Here is a 15,912-nt window from a genome sequence, read left to right on the forward strand (position 1 = left end):
CGTCGCCGGGCCGGAGCAAGCGCTGCCGATGCGCCAGCGCTTGCCCCGGCCGCCGTTTCGCGGCACGCTTCGCGCTTCCGTACGCAAGCGTATCGACATGTCGCCAGCCAACGAAACCGCCTACCCGAACCTGTTCGCCCCGCTGGACCTGGGCTTCACCCAGCTGCGCAACCGGGTCCTGATGGGGTCCATGCATACCGGTCTGGAAGACCGCGCGCGTGACTTCCCGCGCCTGGCCGCGTACTTCGCCGAGCGCGCCGAGGGCGGCGTGGGCCTGATCGTCACCGGCGGCTTCGCACCGAACGTGGTCGGCTGGCTGAAGCCGTTCGGCGGCAAGCTGTCCTGGCCGTGGGAAGTCCGCCCGCACCGCCAGCTCACCGCCGCCGCCCACCAGCACGGCGCGAAGATCTGCCTGCAGCTGCTGCATGCCGGCCGCTATGCCTACCACCCCCTGTCGGTGGCCCCATCGAAGCTGAAGGCCCCGATCAACCCGTTCACCCCGCGCGCGCTGTCCGCCAGCGGCGTGGAGCGCCACATCGCCGACTATGCGCGCAGCGCGCGGCTGGCCCGCGAGGCCGGCTACGACGGCGTCGAGGTGATGGGTTCGGAGGGCTACCTCATCAACGAGTTCATTGCCCCGCGCACCAACACCCGCAGCGACCGCTGGGGCGGTGATGCCAGCCAGCGCATGCGCTTCGCGGTCGAGATCGTGCGCCGCATCCGCGAGGCCTGCGGGCCGGATTTCATCATCATCTACCGCCTGTCGCTGGTGGACCTGGTGGACAACGGCAGCAACTGGGAAGAGATCGTGCAGCAGGCCCAGGCCATCGAGGCCGCCGGCGCGACGATCATCAACTCGGGCATTGGTTGGCACGAAGCGCGCATTCCCACCATCGCCACCTCGGTGCCGCGCGCGGCGTTTGCCGGGGTCACCGCCAAGCTGAAGCCGCACGTCACGCTGCCGCTGGTGGCCACCAACCGCATCAACATGCCCGATGTGGCCGAACACATCCTGGCCAGCGGTGGCGCCGACATGGTGTCGCTGGCACGCCCGCTGCTGGCCGATCCACACTGGGCGAACAAGGCCCGTGCCGGTCGTCCCGAAGCCATCAACACCTGCATCGCCTGCAACCAGGCCTGCCTGGACCATGTGTTCGAGAACAAGCTGGCCAGCTGCCTGGTGAACCCGCGCGCCGCGCATGAAACCGAACTGGTGTACCGCCCCACCACCGCGCCGAAGAAGATCGCCGTGGTCGGCGCCGGTCCGGCCGGCCTGGCCTGCGCCACCGTTGCCGCCGAGCGCGGCCACCAGGTCACCCTGTTCGATGCCGGCGATGAGATCGGCGGTCAGTTCAACGTGGCCAAGCGCATCCCCGGCAAGGAAGAGTTCCACGAGACCCTGCGCTACTTCCGCCACAAGCTGGCAGAAACCGGTGTGCAGCTGCGTCTGGGCACCCGTGCCGATGCCACCGCGCTGGCCGGCTTCGACCACGTGGTGCTGGCCACCGGCATCGTGCCGCGCCGGGTCGATTTCCCCGGTGCCGACCACCCCAAGGTGGTGAACTATCTGGACGTGCTGCTGGGCCGGGTGCAGGTCGGCGCGAGCGCGGCGATAATCGGCGCCGGCGGCATCGGCTTCGACGTGGGCGAATTCCTCAGCCATGCCGGCCCCTCCCCCGCGCTGGACGCGCAACGCTGGATGGCCGAATGGGGCGTGGACGCCAGCTTCGAGGCGCGCGGCGCCCTGGCCACGCCCGAAGTGGAGGCCTCGCCGCGGCGGCTGTGGCTGCTGCAGCGCAGCCCCGGCAAGCCCGGTGCCCGCCTGGGCAAGACCACCGGCTGGATCCATCGCGCCACGCTGAAGGCCAAGGGCGTGCGCATGCTCGGCGGCGTGGAGTACCTGGGCGTGGACGATGCCGGCCTGCGCATCCGCGTGGACGGCAGTGAACAGCTGCTGCCGGTGGACCATGTGGTGGTCTGCGCCGGCCAGGAACCGCAGCGCGCGCTGCAGGCCGAACTGGCGGCTGCCGGCATCACCGCACAGCTGATCGGTGGTGCCGATGTGGCGGCCGAATTGGACGCAAAGCGCGCGATCAATCAGGGCAGTCGCGTCGCCGCCGCGCTCTGATAGGCAGATGAATGGGGGCGCAAGTGTGATTTCCGTCACCGCCCCCGAAGCTGAATGTCAAGCCGCTCGATTCAGGAAACGTTCGGTAACAGCCCCCTACCTTGCGCCAACTTTCCGCTCACCAGCCAGTTTCCGGTGAGCCGGTGCGGTCCTCCCTGATCGGTTCGTGATCAAGTTTCCGGAGGCCGCCCACGGGGCGGCCCCGATGGCCGCCTCCCCATCACGCCAAGTCGTACCCCGCCCCCCGGCCGCCCCCCGCAGCCGGAACTGCGTAGTGCGGCCCATACGGAGCAAGGAGTCATATGAAACTGGCCTGGATTCTCTGGCTGTCGCAGTTGTTGCCGCAGCCGGCGGCTGATTCGCTGTGTTTGAGCACCACCGTTTACCTGGAAGCCCGCGACCAGACCCTGCGCGGCCAGCAGGCCGTCGCCGAAGTGGCCCTGCGCCGCCTCGACAGCGGGCTGTGGGGCGATTCGATGTGCCAGGTGGTCACCGCGCGCAAGCAGTTCGCGCCGACCCTGGTATCGCCCGGTACCCAGCTGGGCAACGACGCGGCCTGGAGTGAAGCCATGAACGTGGCCTTCGACGCCGAGCGCAACTGGGCGCTGCCGGCCGGCGAACGCCGCGAAATCGTGCCCGGTGCCAGCCACTTCGCCGCGCTGGCCCTTGCCAGCCCGAACTGGCGAAATGCGTACCAGGTCGCCACCATCGGCGATCACACCTTCTATAAGGTGCAGAACCTCAAGCCGCGCCAGTCGTAACGATCTGTTGCCGGCGGCAGCGTTGCCGCCGCTGCCGGAGCTCTGGGATAGTGGGTGTTTCCACCACGCCCTACCCTGGAGTTCCCATGAAGCTGTACAGCAAGCCCGGTGCCTGCTCCACCGCCGACCACATCGCCCTGCAGTGGACCGGCCAGCCGTTCGAGGTCGAGCTGCTGAACAAGGACACCCTGAAGGGTCCGGAATTCCTGAAGATCAACCCCGCTGGCGCGGTCCCGGCGCTGGTCGATGGCGACTTCGTGCTGGTGCAGAACGCAGCCATCATGGGCTACATCGCCGACAGCTTCCCGCAGGCCGGCCTGGGCGGCGATGGCAGCCCGCGCCAGCGCGCTGAAGCCGCCCGCTGGCTGTCCTTCGTCAACTCCGACGTGCACCCGGCGTTCTCGCCGCTGTTCGCGCCGGGCAAATTCATTGCCGACGAAGGCCAGTACGACGCGATCCGCGCCGCCGCCCACAAGCGCCTGCGCGCCCTGTTCGAAACCGCCGACAAGCAGCTGGCCGACAAGCCCTGGCTGGCAGGTTTCCGCAGCTTCGCCGACCCGTACTTCTACATCACCCTGCGCTGGGCCGCCGGCACCAAGGTCGACCTTTCGGGTCTGGACAACCTGGCCGCCTACAAGGCGCGCATGGACGCCGACGCCGGCGTGCAGGCCGTGCTGAAGGCCGAAGGCCTGGCCTGACGCCAGTGCGGGGTCGGAGCCGTTCGCCGCGCGAACGGATCTGACCCCGGGGTCGGATCCGTCTGCGCAGCAGACGGCTCCGACCCCATGGGTTTCACCGCTACGCTCAGCCGATCTCGCGGATCACGTTGCCCTTGCCATCGCGCAGCTGGGTCGGCACCACCTCGATCTGCAGCACCGCGTTCAGCGGGTAGACCCCGCGCTGCGCCGGAACCGCAACGGCCGCCTGCAGGCTGGCCTCGTCCAGCACCCAGCACGCACTGTCATCGCCAGTCTGGCTGGCCGCTTCCGCGCCCCCCGCAAAGAACGTCCACTGCCGTTCGCCGCTGACCAGTTCCAACGGCTTGCCGTGGCGCAGGCGAAGACCCAGCAGTTCGACAACGCTGTGCACCTGGCCCGCGCCGAGCACCAGCGTGGTCACCGCGTCCTGCTGCCGCCAGTGCAGCGTCTCGACGAACAGCATGCCGGTGCTCGAGCCTTCGCGGTGGCTGCCCTCCTGCACCTGCGCGGCCAGCGCCGGATCGTCCAGCAGGTTGCCGCGGTGCAGATCGCTGATCCACAGCGGCATGGCCGGTTCCAGCACCTGCAGCACGCCACGGGTCGACCAGCGCTTGATCGCTTCCATTTCTTCGTCGGTCAAGCCGACCAGCTGCAGGAACTGCAGGTGACCGTTGGCGGTATCGCGCGGCGGCAACTGCGGATCGGAAACAAAGGCCAGGTGGCACAGGCGTGTGTCAGTCTCCAGCGCGATCGGGCCGTTGGCATTCAGATGGTGGCCATCCTCGAACACGTTGCCGCTGCCGAATACATAGCGCGCCAGGTTCTGCAGCAGGTTCATCGGCCACACCGGCGGGGTGCTGCCTGCGCTTTCACCGGCACGGGCGGCCAGGCGGAAGGTCAGTTCGAACCCGTAGCCGCTGACCTGCGCATCGCTGCTTTCCTTGGCATACAGCTCGGAAAAGCCGTAGGTCACGTAGTGCCAGTGCGGCTGCGGCAGGTCGGCCCAGTACACGCTGATGCCGTCCAGCGGGTCCTGGCCGCCCAGCGTGTACGGCAGCGCGGTACCGAAGTGCTGCGGCGTCTGCCCGGCGTACAGCGGCGCCAGGGCCGCGTTGATCGCATCCCAGCCCGGGGTGTCGGTGTCGTCGATGTCGTCCTGCACGTGGTGCTTCCAGAGTAACAAGCAGACCACTGTACGCCCTGCCTCAGCCGGGCACGACCCCGGCGACGGTGGCGGCAAGGCGGGCCTGGGTTTCCTGCCACCAGCGCTGGGCCAGTGCCGGACTGCGCGCACTGCCCACTGCCGCAAGCAATTCCGGGCACAGCCGCTCCAACGCCAGCGCATCCTTGCAGCGCTCGATCTTCAACTGCAGGAAATAGCCCTTCAGGCCCAGGTGGCGGCGCACCGCCTCGCTCATTGCGTCATACAGCTGCTGGTAGAGGGCCGGATCCTGTTCGCGCCCGCTGCTGATGCCGCGCGCGGGCACCACGTCGACCGCGCCGCCAACCACTTCTATCAGCCCCAGCGCGCTGAGCTGCTGCAAGGCATCCGGTGGTGCACGCAGGCCGTCGAACAGCACCTGCAGTTCCGTGTCGTTGCGTTGCCCGTCGACCATCAGCAGGATCGAACGCAGCGCCGCCGGCAGGCGCCGGCCCCGATCTTCGATTTCCTGGCGGCCAGCGGCCGTCTTGCCATGCAGCAATGCCATGCATCCCCCTTGCCTGGTGCGCGTTGTCTGCGGCCGAGCTTAGCGCATGTCCCGACGCGTAGAGTCGAGCTTGCTCGACTGCCCCAGATAGCCCGGTAGAGTCGAGCTTGCTCGACTGCTGCAGATAGCCCGGTAGAGTCGAGCTTGCTCGACTGCCCTGCTCAGAGCAGTCGAGCAAGCTCGACTCTACCGGAGCAGGGGTTACCGCCCCAGCGCGCGGCGGATCTCTTCCAGCGCGCCGGGATCATCCAGGGTGGACAGATCGCCCGGATCGCGTTGTTCGGCCAGTGCCTGCAGCGAACGCCGCAGCAGCTTGCCCGAGCGGGTCTTGGGCAGCGCGTTGACCACGTGGATGTGCGCCGGCCGCGCCACCGCACCGAGCGAGGCGGTAACGGCGGCCATCATCTCGGCCACCACCGGCGCCGGATCATCGCCCTGCAACCCCTGCTTCAGCGTGACGAACACCAGCGGCACCTGCCCCTTCAGCTCATCCTTCACCCCGATCACCGCCGCTTCGGCCACGCGCGGGTGGCCGGAAATGGCCTCTTCGATCTCGCGCGTGCCCAGCCGGTGGCCGGCCACGTTGATCACATCGTCGGTGCGGCCGAGGATGAAGGTATAGCCCTCGTCATCGCGGATCGCCCAGTCCAGCGAGCTGTACAGCAGTTCCTTGAAGTGGCTGAAGTAGCTCTGCAGGAAGCGCGCGTCGTCGTTCCAGACCGTGCTCATGCAGCCCGGCGGCAATGGCGGCGTAACCACCAGCACGCCCTTCTGCCCGGCGGCGACTTCTTCACCGGTGTTCTCATCGATCACCTTCATGCGGTAACCGAGATTGGGGAAGCCCGGGGAACCGAAGCGCACCGGCTTCATGTCCAGGCCGGGCAGCAGGGTCAGTGCCGGCCAGCCCGTTTCCGTCTGCCAGTAATTGTCGATCACCGGCTTGCCCAGCGCGTCGTTGATCCAGTGCGCGGTGGGCTCATCCAGAGGCTCACCGGCCAGGAACAGGTACTTCAGCGCATCCAGGTCGTGGCGATGGATGAAATCGGCATCGTGCTTCTTCAGCACACGGATCGCCGTGGGCGAAGAGAACATCGTGCGCACGCCATACTGTTCGCACAGTGCCCACCAGATGCCCGGATCCGGATTGGTCGGCAGGCCTTCGTACAGCAGCGAGGTGCAGCCACCGATCAGCGGGCCGTACACGTTGTAGGAATGGCCGACGGCCCAGCCGACATCGGAGGTGGAGAACATCACCTGGCCCGGGCGGCAGTCGAACACCGTCTCCATCGACTGCGCCATGGCCACCGCATAGCCGCCCACGTCGCGCTGCACGCCCTTGGGCTTGCCGGTGGTGCCGGAGGTATACAGCAGGTAGCTGGGCTCGCTCGATTCAAGCCAGGTCACCGGCACGTCCACCTCGCCCACCTGTGCACGCAGCGTGGCGTAGTCCACATCGCGACCGGCCACGCGCGGCTCGGCCGCATCCAGTCCGCGCGACACGATCAGCACATGGGGCGGCGGATTGTCCGCCTCGGCGCAGGCCGCATCGACCATGCCCTTGTAGGGAATGACCTTGCCACCGCGCATGCCCGCATCGGCGGCGATCAGCAGCTTGGGCCTGGCATCGTCGATGCGCAGCGCGAGGTTGTGCGCGGCGAAGCCACCGAACACCACCGAATGCACGGCGCCGATGCGCGCGCAGGCGAGCATGGCGAACACGGCTTCGGCCATGTTGGGCATGTAGATCACCACCCGGTCGCCCTTGCCCACGCCCAGGTGCTGCAGCACCGCGGCGAAGTCATTCACTTCGCGGTACAGCTGCCGGTAGGTGATTTCGCGGGTGACGTTGGTTTCAGTGGACACCGCCACCAGCGCCAGTTGATCGGGGCGATCGGCCAGATGGCGATCGACCGCGTTGTAGCAGAGATTGGTTTCACCGCCGACGAACCAGCGGCGGAACGGCGGGTTGCTGTAATCCAGCACCTGCTGTGGCGGGGTGTGCCAATGGATGCGCTTGGCTTCCTCGCCCCAGAATGCCTCCGGCTCGTCGATCGAACGGCGGTAGGTTTCCTCGTAGTTCATGACGCAGCCCTCCCAGACAAAGTCATGGGATCGAGCATAGTGCCGGGCTGGCGCCCGGACCGCCCTACCTTGGTAGGGGGTGGGTGTGGTGTGCAGGGCTTGCAGCCCTGCACCTGCTGACGTCAACGTCAACGTCAACGTCAAACGCTGGCTTCCTGGGGATGGCGGGGTGGGTCCGGTTGCGGGGGACGCCGTAAACCCGTCCATGGGGGCTTGGCCGCGGCATCCATGCCGCGGACACCCCCGCAACCGGACCCACCCCGCCTTCGACAGTTATCTGCGATCTGTCGGAAGGCATTCTGCTCTGGTAGGTGTCGACCTTGGTCGACACGAATGAATTCATTCGATATCTGACAGATGTGTCGACCAAGGTCGACACCTACCAACAGCCGCGTGAATCTGTCAGAGGCGGGGCGGTGTGGGCTTGCAGGACCGCAGGCGCCATGGGCCCGAGGCATGCCTCGGGCGGGTTGGGCAGGACGCCCAACCCCGGTCTTGCCGCGCGCGCAGGATTGCGCGCGCGAGCAAGGCGCCTACGAGCCCCCATGGACGGGTTTACGGCGTGTCCTGCAAGCCCACACCACCCCGCCATCCCACGGAATGCGCGCTGTTGCTGTTGCTGTTGCCCCAAAGCAGGTGCAGGGCTGCAAGCCCTGCCGAACCCCCTAGAACGGTGCCGCAGACTCGAATGCCAGCGCAGCACCCGTTACCGGATGGGTGAACGCCAACGCGCACGCATGCAGATGCACCCGCTGCGCCGGCGCGGCGCCATACAGCACGTCACCGACGATGGGATGGCCAACACTGGCCATGTGCAGGCGCAACTGATGGCTGCGGCCCGTCACCGGTTCCAGCGCCACGCGCGTGGTGCCCGCCTGCACATCCCGCGCCAGCACCTGCCAGCGCGTCAGCGCCGGCTTGCCGCGGTCGTGGTCAACCATCTGCTTCGGCCGGTTCGGCCAATCCACGATCAACGGCAGATCCACTTCACCGGCATCGTCGGCCAGCAGGCCCTGCAGCACCGCCTCGTAACGCTTGCTCACGCGCCGCTGCTCGAACTGCATCGACAACGCGGCCTGCATCGCCTTGCCGCGTGCGTGCAGCAGCAGGCCGGACGTGACCTGGTCCAGCCGGTGCACGGTCAACGCGTCCGGGTACAGCGCCTGCAGCCGCGCCACCACGCAGTCCTGGTTCTCTTCGCTGCGGCCCGGCACGGACAGCAGGCCGGCCGGCTTCTCGGCCAGCAGCAGCGCGTCATCGATGTAATGCAGGTGGATCATCGGTGTCCGTCGTCGTTCAAACGAAAACGGGGAAGCCGAAGCTTCCCCGCTTTCTGCGTACCGGCCGAGGCCCGTATCAGCCCAGCAGGTGGGCCACGCCGGAGCGCTCTTCTTCCAGCTCGGCCAGGGTCTTGTCGATGTACTTCTGGCTGAAGTCGTCGATCGGCAGATCCTTCACCAGGGTGTACTTGCCGTTCTCGGTGGTCACGGCGAAGCCGAAGATCACGCCTTCCGGAATGCCGTAGGAACCGTCGGACGGCACGCCCATGGTGACCCACTTGCCGTTGCTGCCCAGCACCCAGTCACGCACGTGGTCGATGGCGGCGTTGGCAGCCGAAGCAGCCGAGGACGAGCCGCGGGCTTCGATGATGGCCGCACCGCGCTTGCCCACGGTCGGAATGAAGGTGTTGGCGTTCCATTCCTGGTCGTTGATCGCATCGGCGATGGACGCGCCATCGGCGGTGGCGAAACGGTAGTCCGGGTACATGGTCGGGCTGTGGTTGCCCCACACCACCAGCTTTTCCATGCCGCCAACCGGCTTGCCCAGCTTGTTCGACAGCTGGCTCAGCGCGCGGTTGTGGTCCAGGCGCAGCATGGCGGTGAAGTTTTCCGGCTTCAGGTCCGGGGCCGACTTCATGGCGATGTAGGCATTGGTGTTGGCCGGGTTGCCGACCACCAGCACCTTCACGTCACGGCTGGCGACCTTGTTCAGCGCCGCGCCCTGGGCGGTGAAGATCTTGGCATTTTCCAGCAGCAGGTCCTTGCGCTCCATGCCCGGGCCGCGCGGACGCGCGCCGACCAGCAGGGCGATGTCGGCGTCCTTGAAGGCCACTTCGGCGTCGTCGGTGCCGACCATGCCGGCCAGCAGCGGGAAGGCGCAGTCTTCCAGTTCCATCATCACGCCCTTCAGGGCGGCCTGGGCCTTGTCCACCGGCAGTTCCAGCAGCTGCAGGATGACCGGCTGGTCCTTGCCCAGCATTTCGCCGGAGGCGATACGGAACAGCAGGGCGTAGCCGATCTGGCCGGCAGCGCCGGTCACAGCAACACGAACGGGTGCTTTCATGGGGGTTTCCTCTTGCTTGCAAGCGTTGGATAGGACGCCGCGGGCGTGGCCACGCAGGCCTGGCGGGCGGCGGGGAACGTGGAAACGGCCACCCGTGGGTGGCCGTTTCAAAGGGGGATCAGGCGGCGAGCAGCTTGTTCCACTCGGCCACGCGGTCGGCCTTGGCGGCCAGCGCGGCATCGACATCGCCTTCCAGGGTGATCGAATGGATCACGTCGCCCTGCTTGACCGAATCCACGATGGCCTGGCCTTCCAGCACCTTGCCGAACACGGTGTGGCGGCCGTCCAGCCAATCGGTCTTGATGTGGGTGATGAAGAACTGGCTGCCATTGGTGTTCGGGCCGGCATTGGCCATCGACAGCGAACCGACCTCGTGCTTCACGCCGTTGTTGGTTTCGTCTTCGAACTTGTAGCCCGGGCCGCCGGTGCCACGACCCTGCGGGCAGCCGCCCTGGATCATGAAGTCGGCGATCACGCGGTGGAAGATCAGGCCGTCATAGAAGCCGTGCTTGACCAGGTTCACGAAGTTGGCGACGGTCAGCGGCGCCTTGTCGGCGAACAGCTCGACCTTGATCGGGCCCTGGGTGGTGTCGAAAGTGGCGATGAGGGACATGAAGATCCTTGATGCAGAGGGGAACGCGTCTAGCCACCTAGTTTACACCTGCCCCGTGGCGCTGGCGGCTTCGACCATCGGCGCAGCCCCTGCCCCGCGTTCAGGCCCCAGCTGAATGGGGCTCGGGCGGTCCTGCAACATGGGTTTTCGCCAAGCGTCAAGTTAGACGTATAATGTTGGACTTCTTTTTCCAAATCCGGCGCCGACTGGCCCCCTTTCGCATGTCCATCGAAAATCTTCGCAACATCGCCATCGTCGCCCACGTCGACCATGGCAAGACCACCCTGGTCGACCAGCTGCTGAAGCAGTCCGGCACCCTGTCCGAGCGCACCGTCCTCGCCGAGCGCGTGATGGACAGCAACGATCAGGAAAAGGAACGCGGCATCACCATCCTGGCCAAGAACACCGCCATCACCTGGGAAGACAAGAAGACCGGTATCAAGAACCGGATCAACATCGTCGACACCCCGGGGCACGCCGACTTCGGCGGTGAGGTCGAGCGCGTGCTGTCGATGGTCGACACCGTGCTGATCCTGGTCGACGCGATGGACGGCCCGATGCCGCAGACCCGTTTCGTCACCCAGAAGGCCTTCGCGATGGGCTTCAAGCCGATCGTGGTGGTCAACAAGGTTGACCGCCCGGGCTCGCGTCCGGAGTGGGTGATCGACCAGGTGTTCGACCTGTTCGACAAGCTCGGCGCCACCAACGAGCAGCTGGACTTCCCGATCGTCTACGCCTCGGCCCTGAACGGCTATGCCGGCCTGGAAGACACCGTGCGCGACGGCGACATGACCCCGCTGTACGAAGCGATCATGCAGCATGCGCCGAAGCCGGAAGTCGATCCGGAAGGCGCCTTCCAGATGCGCATCAGCCAGCTGGACTACAACAACTTCGTGGGCGTGATCGGCATCGGCCGCATCCAGCGCGGCACCCTGAAGAAGAACATGCAGGTCGCGGTCATCGACCGTGAAGGCAAGAAGCGCAACGGCAAGGTCGCGCAGGTGCTGGGCTTCCTGGGCCTGGAGCGCATCGAGCAGGACACCGCCGAAGCCGGTGACATCGTCGCCATCTCCGGTATTCCGGAGCTGACCATCTCCGACACCCTGTGCCACCCGGACACCCCGGAAGCCCTGCCGGCCCTGACCGTCGACGAGCCGACCATCTCGATGACCTTCCAGGTGAACAACTCGCCGTTCGCCGGCAACAAGGACCTGTCCGGTGGCAAGTTCCTGACCAGCCGCCAGATCAAGGACCGCCTGGACCGTGAAAAGGTCCACAACGTGGCCCTGAAGGTCGAACAGCTGGAAGACGCCGACAAGTTCCTGGTCTCCGGCCGTGGCGAACTGCACCTGTCGGTGCTGATCGAGAACATGCGCCGCGAAGGCTACGAGCTGGCCGTGTCGCGCCCGGAAGTGATCATCAAGGAAATCGACGGCCAGATGATGGAGCCGATCGAGCAGCTGGTGGTGGACATCGAAGAAGTGCACCAGGGCGGCGTGATGGAAAAGCTGGGCACCCGCAAGGGCCAGCTGAAGAACATGGAGCCGGACGGCAAGGGCCGCGTGCGCCTGGAATACTCGATCCCGGCCCGTGGCCTGATCGGCTTCCAGAACGAGTTCAAGACCCTCACCCAGGGTTCGGGCCTGCTGTTCCACGTGTTCGACCACTACGGTCCGAAGGAACAGGGCGCCATCGCCAAGCGCATCAACGGCGTGATGATCGCCAATGCGCCGGGCGTCACCCCCGCCTACTCGCTGGGCCCGCTGCAGGAACGCGGCAAGCTCTTCGCTGCTGAAGGCGACAACGTGTATGAAGGTCAGCTGGTCGGTATCCACTCCAAGGACAACGACCTGACCGTCAACGCCATCAAGACCAAGCCGCTGACCAACATGCGCGCTTCGGGCAAGGACGATGCGATCCAGCTGACCCCGGCGATCAAGTACTCGCTGGAACAGGCCCTGGACTTCATCGAAGACGACGAGCTGGTCGAGATCACCCCGAAGGAGATCCGTCTGCGCAAGAAGTTCCTGACCGAAAGCGACCGCAAGAAGGCATCGCGCGGCGGCTGAGCCAGCAGACCGTGAGCCAGAATGGCTACAACCCGGATCCGCATCGGCATCCGGGCCTCCATGTCATCGCCCTGCTCGAAGCGAGCAAGGCGATGCTGGCGTTGTTGGCCGCGACCGGGCTGGAAGTGCTCGGTCCGCAGCCGCTTCGCGACGGGATCAATGCCCTGATCCGGCGTTTCAGTCTGGACCCGGATCACGGCACCCTGCCCTCGCTGTTGAACATGATCAGTCCCGACGCGGTGCACCTGGCCGCAGCGGCGATGATCGCCTACGGCCTGCTGCACCTGGTCGAAGCCTGGGGCCTGTGGAAGGCCAAGGCCTGGGCCTCATGGCTGGGCTGCCTGACCGCCTCGATCTACCTGCCCTTCGATATCTACGCCATCATCCGCCACCCCGGCTGGGCCTCGGCCAGCGTGCTGGTCATCAACCTGGTGGTGGTCTACGTGCTGGCGCGCGACCTGCGCAAGCGCAAGCGCTGAGCAGCGGCTAGACTGGCTGCCGGAGCCTCGCACGCCCAGCCATGCGCCTGTCCCTGCCTACCCTGTCCGTCTGCCTGATCACTGTGTTGGCTGCACTGTCCAGTGCAGGCTGCAGCTCGCCTGCGCCCAGCGCCCACGCCGCCGAACCGGCGGCCGCCACCGCGCCCTTCCCGTACGCAGAAACCGACGTGGCCGATCTGCAGGCGCGCATGGTCGCCGGGGAACTGGACAGCGTCACCCTGACCGGCGCCTACCTGCAGCGCATCGCCGCGCTGGACCGGACCGGGCCGCGCCTGCGCGCGATCATCGAGCTCAATCCCGATGCCCTGAAGGAAGCCGGCGAGCGCGACCGTGAACGCCGCAGCGGGCGCCTGCGCGGCCCCCTGCACGGCATCCCGGTGCTGCTGAAGGACAACATCAACGCCGCGCCCATGGCCACCAGCGCCGGCTCGCTGGCCCTGCAGGGCTTCCGCCCCGGCGACGCCTACCTGGTGCGGCGCCTGCGCGAGGCCGGGGCCGTGGTGCTGGGCAAGACCAACCTGAGCGAATGGGCGAACTTCCGCGACGCCAATTCGGTGTCCGGCTGGAGCGCACGCGGCGGCCAGACCCGCAATCCCTACCGCCTCAGCCATTCGCCCTGCGGCTCCAGCAGCGGCAGTGCGGTGGCCGTCGCGGCCAACCTGGGCAGCGTAGCGATCGGCACCGAAACCGACGGCAGCATCGTCTGCCCGGCGGCCATCAATGGCGTGGTCGGCCTGAAGCCCACCGTCGGCCTGGTCAGCCGCGAAGGCATCATCCCGATCAGCTTCAGCCAGGACACGGCCGGGCCGATGACCCGCAGCGTGGCCGACGCCGCCGCAGTCCTGACCGCCATTGCCGGTCGCGACGCCGCCGACCCGGCCACCGCCACCATGCCTGGCCGCGCGGTCTACGACTACACCGCACGGCTCGATCCGGACGGCCTGCGCGGCAAGCGCATCGGCCTGCTGCAGACCCCGCTGTGGCAGTACCCCGGCATGGCCCCGTTGATGCAGCAGGCGGCGGCGGAACTGCGCCGCGCCGGCGCCGTAGTGGTGCCGGTGCAACTGCCCAATGCCGGCGCCTGGGCCGATGCCGAGCGCCTGGTGCTGCTGTACGAGTTCAAGGCGGGCCTGGAGCGCTACTTCACCACCTACCACGCGCCGCTGCGCAGCCTGTCCGAGCTGATTGCCTTCAACCAGGCCAACCGCGGACAGGAACTGGGCCGCTTCGGCCAGTCGCTGCTGGAGGAGGCCAACGCCACCCCGGGCCTGTCCGACCCGGCCTACATCCGCGCGCGCAGCGACGCCCGTCGCCTGGCCGGCCCGGAAGGCATTGATGCGGCACTGGCGGCACAACGGCTGGACGCACTGGTGGCGCCCACCACCGGCACCGCCTGGCCGCTGCGCAGCCGCGGCGACGACTTCCCCGGCGAGAGCTACAGCGTCGCCGCCGTGGCCGGCTACCCCAGCCTGACCGTGCCGATGGGACAGATTGACGGCCTGCCGGCGGGCCTGCTGTTCATGGGCACCGCGTGGAGCGAGCCGAAGCTGATCGAAATGGGCTATGCCTATGAACAGCGCACCCGCGCGCGCCGGCCGCCGCATTTCGACACCGATGCACTGATCGACACCGGCGATCCCTGATCGCGCCATGCCGCTGCGCGCGTTGGGCATGGCCCGGCGCTACCGGTCCGGCAGGGATTCCACCGGCACGATCGCCGCCTCGCCATCTTCCGCGCCGGGCGAGCGCACATCGGCGGTACGCGCGCGCGGCCCGCGCGGCATGTCCATCTCATCGTCCTGGTGCAACCGTGCCCGCACCTGCGGCAGCGCCTGCGGGTGTTCACGGGCCAGGAAATCCAGCATGCGCTCGCGCACCAGGCAGCGCAGATCGAAGGCATCACCGGAGTTGCGCGCACTGACCAGCAATCGCACCTGGATCGCCCGCTCGCTGGTTTCCGTCACCTGGGTCACGCAGACGCGTCCATCCCACAGCGCCTCGCCATGACAGATGCGCTCAAGCTCGGTACGGATCGCAGCGATCGGCGCGCGATAGTCCAGCCACAGGAAGGCCGTGCCGAGCAGATCGGCACTGCGCCGCGTCCAGTTCTGGAACGGGTGTTCGATGAACCAGGTCAAGGGCACCACCATGCGCCGCTCGTCCCAGATGCGCACCACCACGTAGCTGCTGCCGATTTCCTCGATGCGGCCCCACTCGCCTTCCACGATCACCACATCATCCAGCCGGATCGGCTGGGTGACGGCGATCTGCAGGCCGGCAATCAGGTTGCCGAACACCGGCTTGGCCGCGATACCCGCAACCAGGCCGATCAGCCCCGCCGACGCCAGCAGCGCGGTGCCGATCTTCTGCACCATCGGGAAGGTGAGCAGCACCAGCGACGCGCCGAGCACGATGATGCCGCCCATCAACACGCGGCTGAGCACGCGCGTCTGGGTCTGGATGCGGCGCGCCTCCAGGTTGTCGGACACATCGATGGGATGGCTGCGCAGGATCGCGCGCTCGCCGGCCGCCACACCACGCACCAGCAGCCAGATGAAACAGGCAGTCAGGCCGATATGCACGCCGCGCAGCACCTGGTCCAGCATGCGCTCGGGCAGCGGCGTGGCCTGCAGCGCCGGCACCAGCAGCAACAGCGGCAGTGCCATCGCCAATGGCGGCCCGATCACCCGGCCAATGCGCGCGCGCCGCCGGTCGCGCCCACGCAGGCGCCGATACAGGGCCAGAACGCCCCACGCGGCCAGGCCACCGAGCAGCAGCGCCGCACCGATCGGCCACAGATAGTCCTGCACATGTTGCCAGCCCACCGCAGACCCTCGCTCATTGCATGAACCCACAGGGTCGCGCAGGCGGCATGAGCATCACGTCAGTGGGTGGGGTTTGATGCAGGGCCTGCGGCCCTGCACCTGCTGAATCAACGTCAACGTCAACAGCAACGTCAAAAGCTGGGTATCCGTGGGATGGCGGGGTGGGTCCGGTTGCGGGGGACGC

The 15,912-nt window shown here is 67.3% G+C and carries 13 protein-coding genes; 6 read left to right on the top strand and 7 right to left on the bottom strand.

Annotation, left to right across the window (positions count from 1 at the left end; translation table 11 throughout):
* The first annotated feature begins 97 nt into the window (after positions 1-97).
* The 3 genes from AC06FA_RS16630 to AC06FA_RS16640 all read left to right on the top strand — a co-directional run bounded on the left by AC06FA_RS16630 (position 98) and on the right by AC06FA_RS16640 (position 3,587).
* Positions 98-2,128 (top strand): FAD-dependent oxidoreductase, encoded by a 2,031-nt coding sequence (locus tag AC06FA_RS16630; RefSeq protein WP_478069262.1) that lies wholly within the window; start codon positions 98-100, stop codon positions 2,126-2,128.
* Positions 2,129-2,430: 302 nt separating this feature from the next.
* Positions 2,431-2,889: a cell wall hydrolase gene (locus AC06FA_RS16635; RefSeq protein ID WP_312706753.1), complete on the top strand. Its 459-nt coding sequence runs from the start codon at positions 2,431-2,433 to the stop codon at positions 2,887-2,889.
* 86 nt (positions 2,890-2,975) lie between these two features.
* On the top strand, positions 2,976-3,587 hold the full coding sequence (locus tag AC06FA_RS16640) for a glutathione S-transferase N-terminal domain-containing protein (protein WP_312706751.1): 612 nt from the start codon (positions 2,976-2,978) through the stop codon (positions 3,585-3,587).
* A gap of 106 nt (positions 3,588-3,693) precedes the next feature.
* Here AC06FA_RS16640 and AC06FA_RS16645 read toward each other — a convergent pair whose 3' ends face one another.
* From AC06FA_RS16645 to AC06FA_RS16670, 6 genes are all read right to left on the bottom strand, one after another.
* Positions 3,694-4,749, bottom strand: coding sequence for a suppressor of fused domain protein (locus AC06FA_RS16645; RefSeq protein ID WP_478069263.1), 1,056 nt, complete (start codon positions 4,747-4,749; stop codon positions 3,694-3,696).
* 43 nt (positions 4,750-4,792) lie between these two features.
* On the bottom strand, positions 4,793-5,296 hold the full coding sequence (locus tag AC06FA_RS16650) for a hypothetical protein (RefSeq protein ID WP_478069264.1): 504 nt from the start codon (positions 5,294-5,296) through the stop codon (positions 4,793-4,795).
* A 201-nt stretch (positions 5,297-5,497) separates the two neighbouring features.
* Positions 5,498-7,378, bottom strand: coding sequence for a propionate--CoA ligase (gene prpE, locus AC06FA_RS16655; protein ID WP_478069265.1), 1,881 nt, complete (start codon positions 7,376-7,378; stop codon positions 5,498-5,500).
* Positions 7,379-8,043: 665 nt separating this feature from the next.
* The gene (locus tag AC06FA_RS16660; protein ID WP_478069266.1) at positions 8,044-8,658 is read right to left on the bottom strand and encodes an RluA family pseudouridine synthase; all 615 of its coding nucleotides are present in this window, start codon (positions 8,656-8,658) and stop codon (positions 8,044-8,046) included.
* A gap of 76 nt (positions 8,659-8,734) precedes the next feature.
* Positions 8,735-9,721: a malate dehydrogenase gene (locus AC06FA_RS16665; RefSeq protein WP_108748672.1), complete on the bottom strand. Its 987-nt coding sequence runs from the start codon at positions 9,719-9,721 to the stop codon at positions 8,735-8,737.
* A 118-nt stretch (positions 9,722-9,839) separates the two neighbouring features.
* Positions 9,840-10,334, bottom strand: coding sequence for a peptidylprolyl isomerase (locus tag AC06FA_RS16670; RefSeq protein ID WP_312706743.1), 495 nt, complete (start codon positions 10,332-10,334; stop codon positions 9,840-9,842).
* 221 nt (positions 10,335-10,555) lie between these two features.
* Between AC06FA_RS16670 and typA the strand changes: the two genes are divergently transcribed.
* From typA to AC06FA_RS16685, 3 genes are read left to right on the top strand one after another with little or no spacing between them, the layout of a single operon-like run.
* Positions 10,556-12,403 carry a translational GTPase TypA gene (gene typA / locus AC06FA_RS16675; protein ID WP_108748670.1) on the top strand — a complete coding sequence of 616 codons (1,848 nt, stop codon included), beginning with the start codon at positions 10,556-10,558 and terminating at the stop codon, positions 12,401-12,403.
* Between the two features lie 11 nt (positions 12,404-12,414).
* A complete protein-coding gene (locus AC06FA_RS16680) occupies positions 12,415-12,882 on the top strand; it encodes a DUF2127 domain-containing protein (protein ID WP_478069267.1) in 468 nt (155 codons plus the stop codon).
* A 41-nt stretch (positions 12,883-12,923) separates the two neighbouring features.
* Positions 12,924-14,546: an amidase gene (locus tag AC06FA_RS16685; RefSeq protein ID WP_478069268.1), complete on the top strand. Its 1,623-nt coding sequence runs from the start codon at positions 12,924-12,926 to the stop codon at positions 14,544-14,546.
* 39 nt (positions 14,547-14,585) lie between these two features.
* Here AC06FA_RS16685 and AC06FA_RS16690 read toward each other — a convergent pair whose 3' ends face one another.
* Complete coding sequence (locus AC06FA_RS16690) at positions 14,586-15,728, bottom strand: mechanosensitive ion channel family protein (protein ID WP_478069269.1); 1,143 nt, start codon at positions 15,726-15,728, stop codon at positions 14,586-14,588.
* Positions 15,729-15,912 lie beyond the last annotated feature (184 nt).

The sequence above is a fragment of the Stenotrophomonas sp. Steno-C17 genome (genome assembly GCF_056393165.1).

Bases quoted from the DNA above. Each gene is read 5' to 3' on its own strand.
- typA (WP_108748670.1), top strand. From the start codon at position 10,556: ATGTCCATCGAAAATCTTCGCAACATCGCCATCGTCGCCCACGTCGAC.
- prpE (WP_478069265.1), bottom strand. From the start codon at position 7,378: ATGAACTACGAGGAAACCTACCGCCGTTCGATCGACGAGCCGGAGGCA.
- AC06FA_RS16635 (WP_312706753.1), top strand. From the start codon at position 2,431: ATGAAACTGGCCTGGATTCTCTGGCTGTCGCAGTTGTTGCCGCAGCCG.
- AC06FA_RS16660 (WP_478069266.1), bottom strand. From the start codon at position 8,658: ATGATCCACCTGCATTACATCGATGACGCGCTGCTGCTGGCCGAGAAG.
- AC06FA_RS16630 (WP_478069262.1), top strand. From the start codon at position 98: ATGTCGCCAGCCAACGAAACCGCCTACCCGAACCTGTTCGCCCCGCTG.
- AC06FA_RS16650 (WP_478069264.1), bottom strand. From the start codon at position 5,296: ATGGCATTGCTGCATGGCAAGACGGCCGCTGGCCGCCAGGAAATCGAA.
- AC06FA_RS16640 (WP_312706751.1), top strand. From the start codon at position 2,976: ATGAAGCTGTACAGCAAGCCCGGTGCCTGCTCCACCGCCGACCACATC.
- AC06FA_RS16665 (WP_108748672.1), bottom strand. From the start codon at position 9,721: ATGAAAGCACCCGTTCGTGTTGCTGTGACCGGCGCTGCCGGCCAGATC.
- AC06FA_RS16685 (WP_478069268.1), top strand. From the start codon at position 12,924: ATGCGCCTGTCCCTGCCTACCCTGTCCGTCTGCCTGATCACTGTGTTG.
- AC06FA_RS16670 (WP_312706743.1), bottom strand. From the start codon at position 10,334: ATGTCCCTCATCGCCACTTTCGACACCACCCAGGGCCCGATCAAGGTC.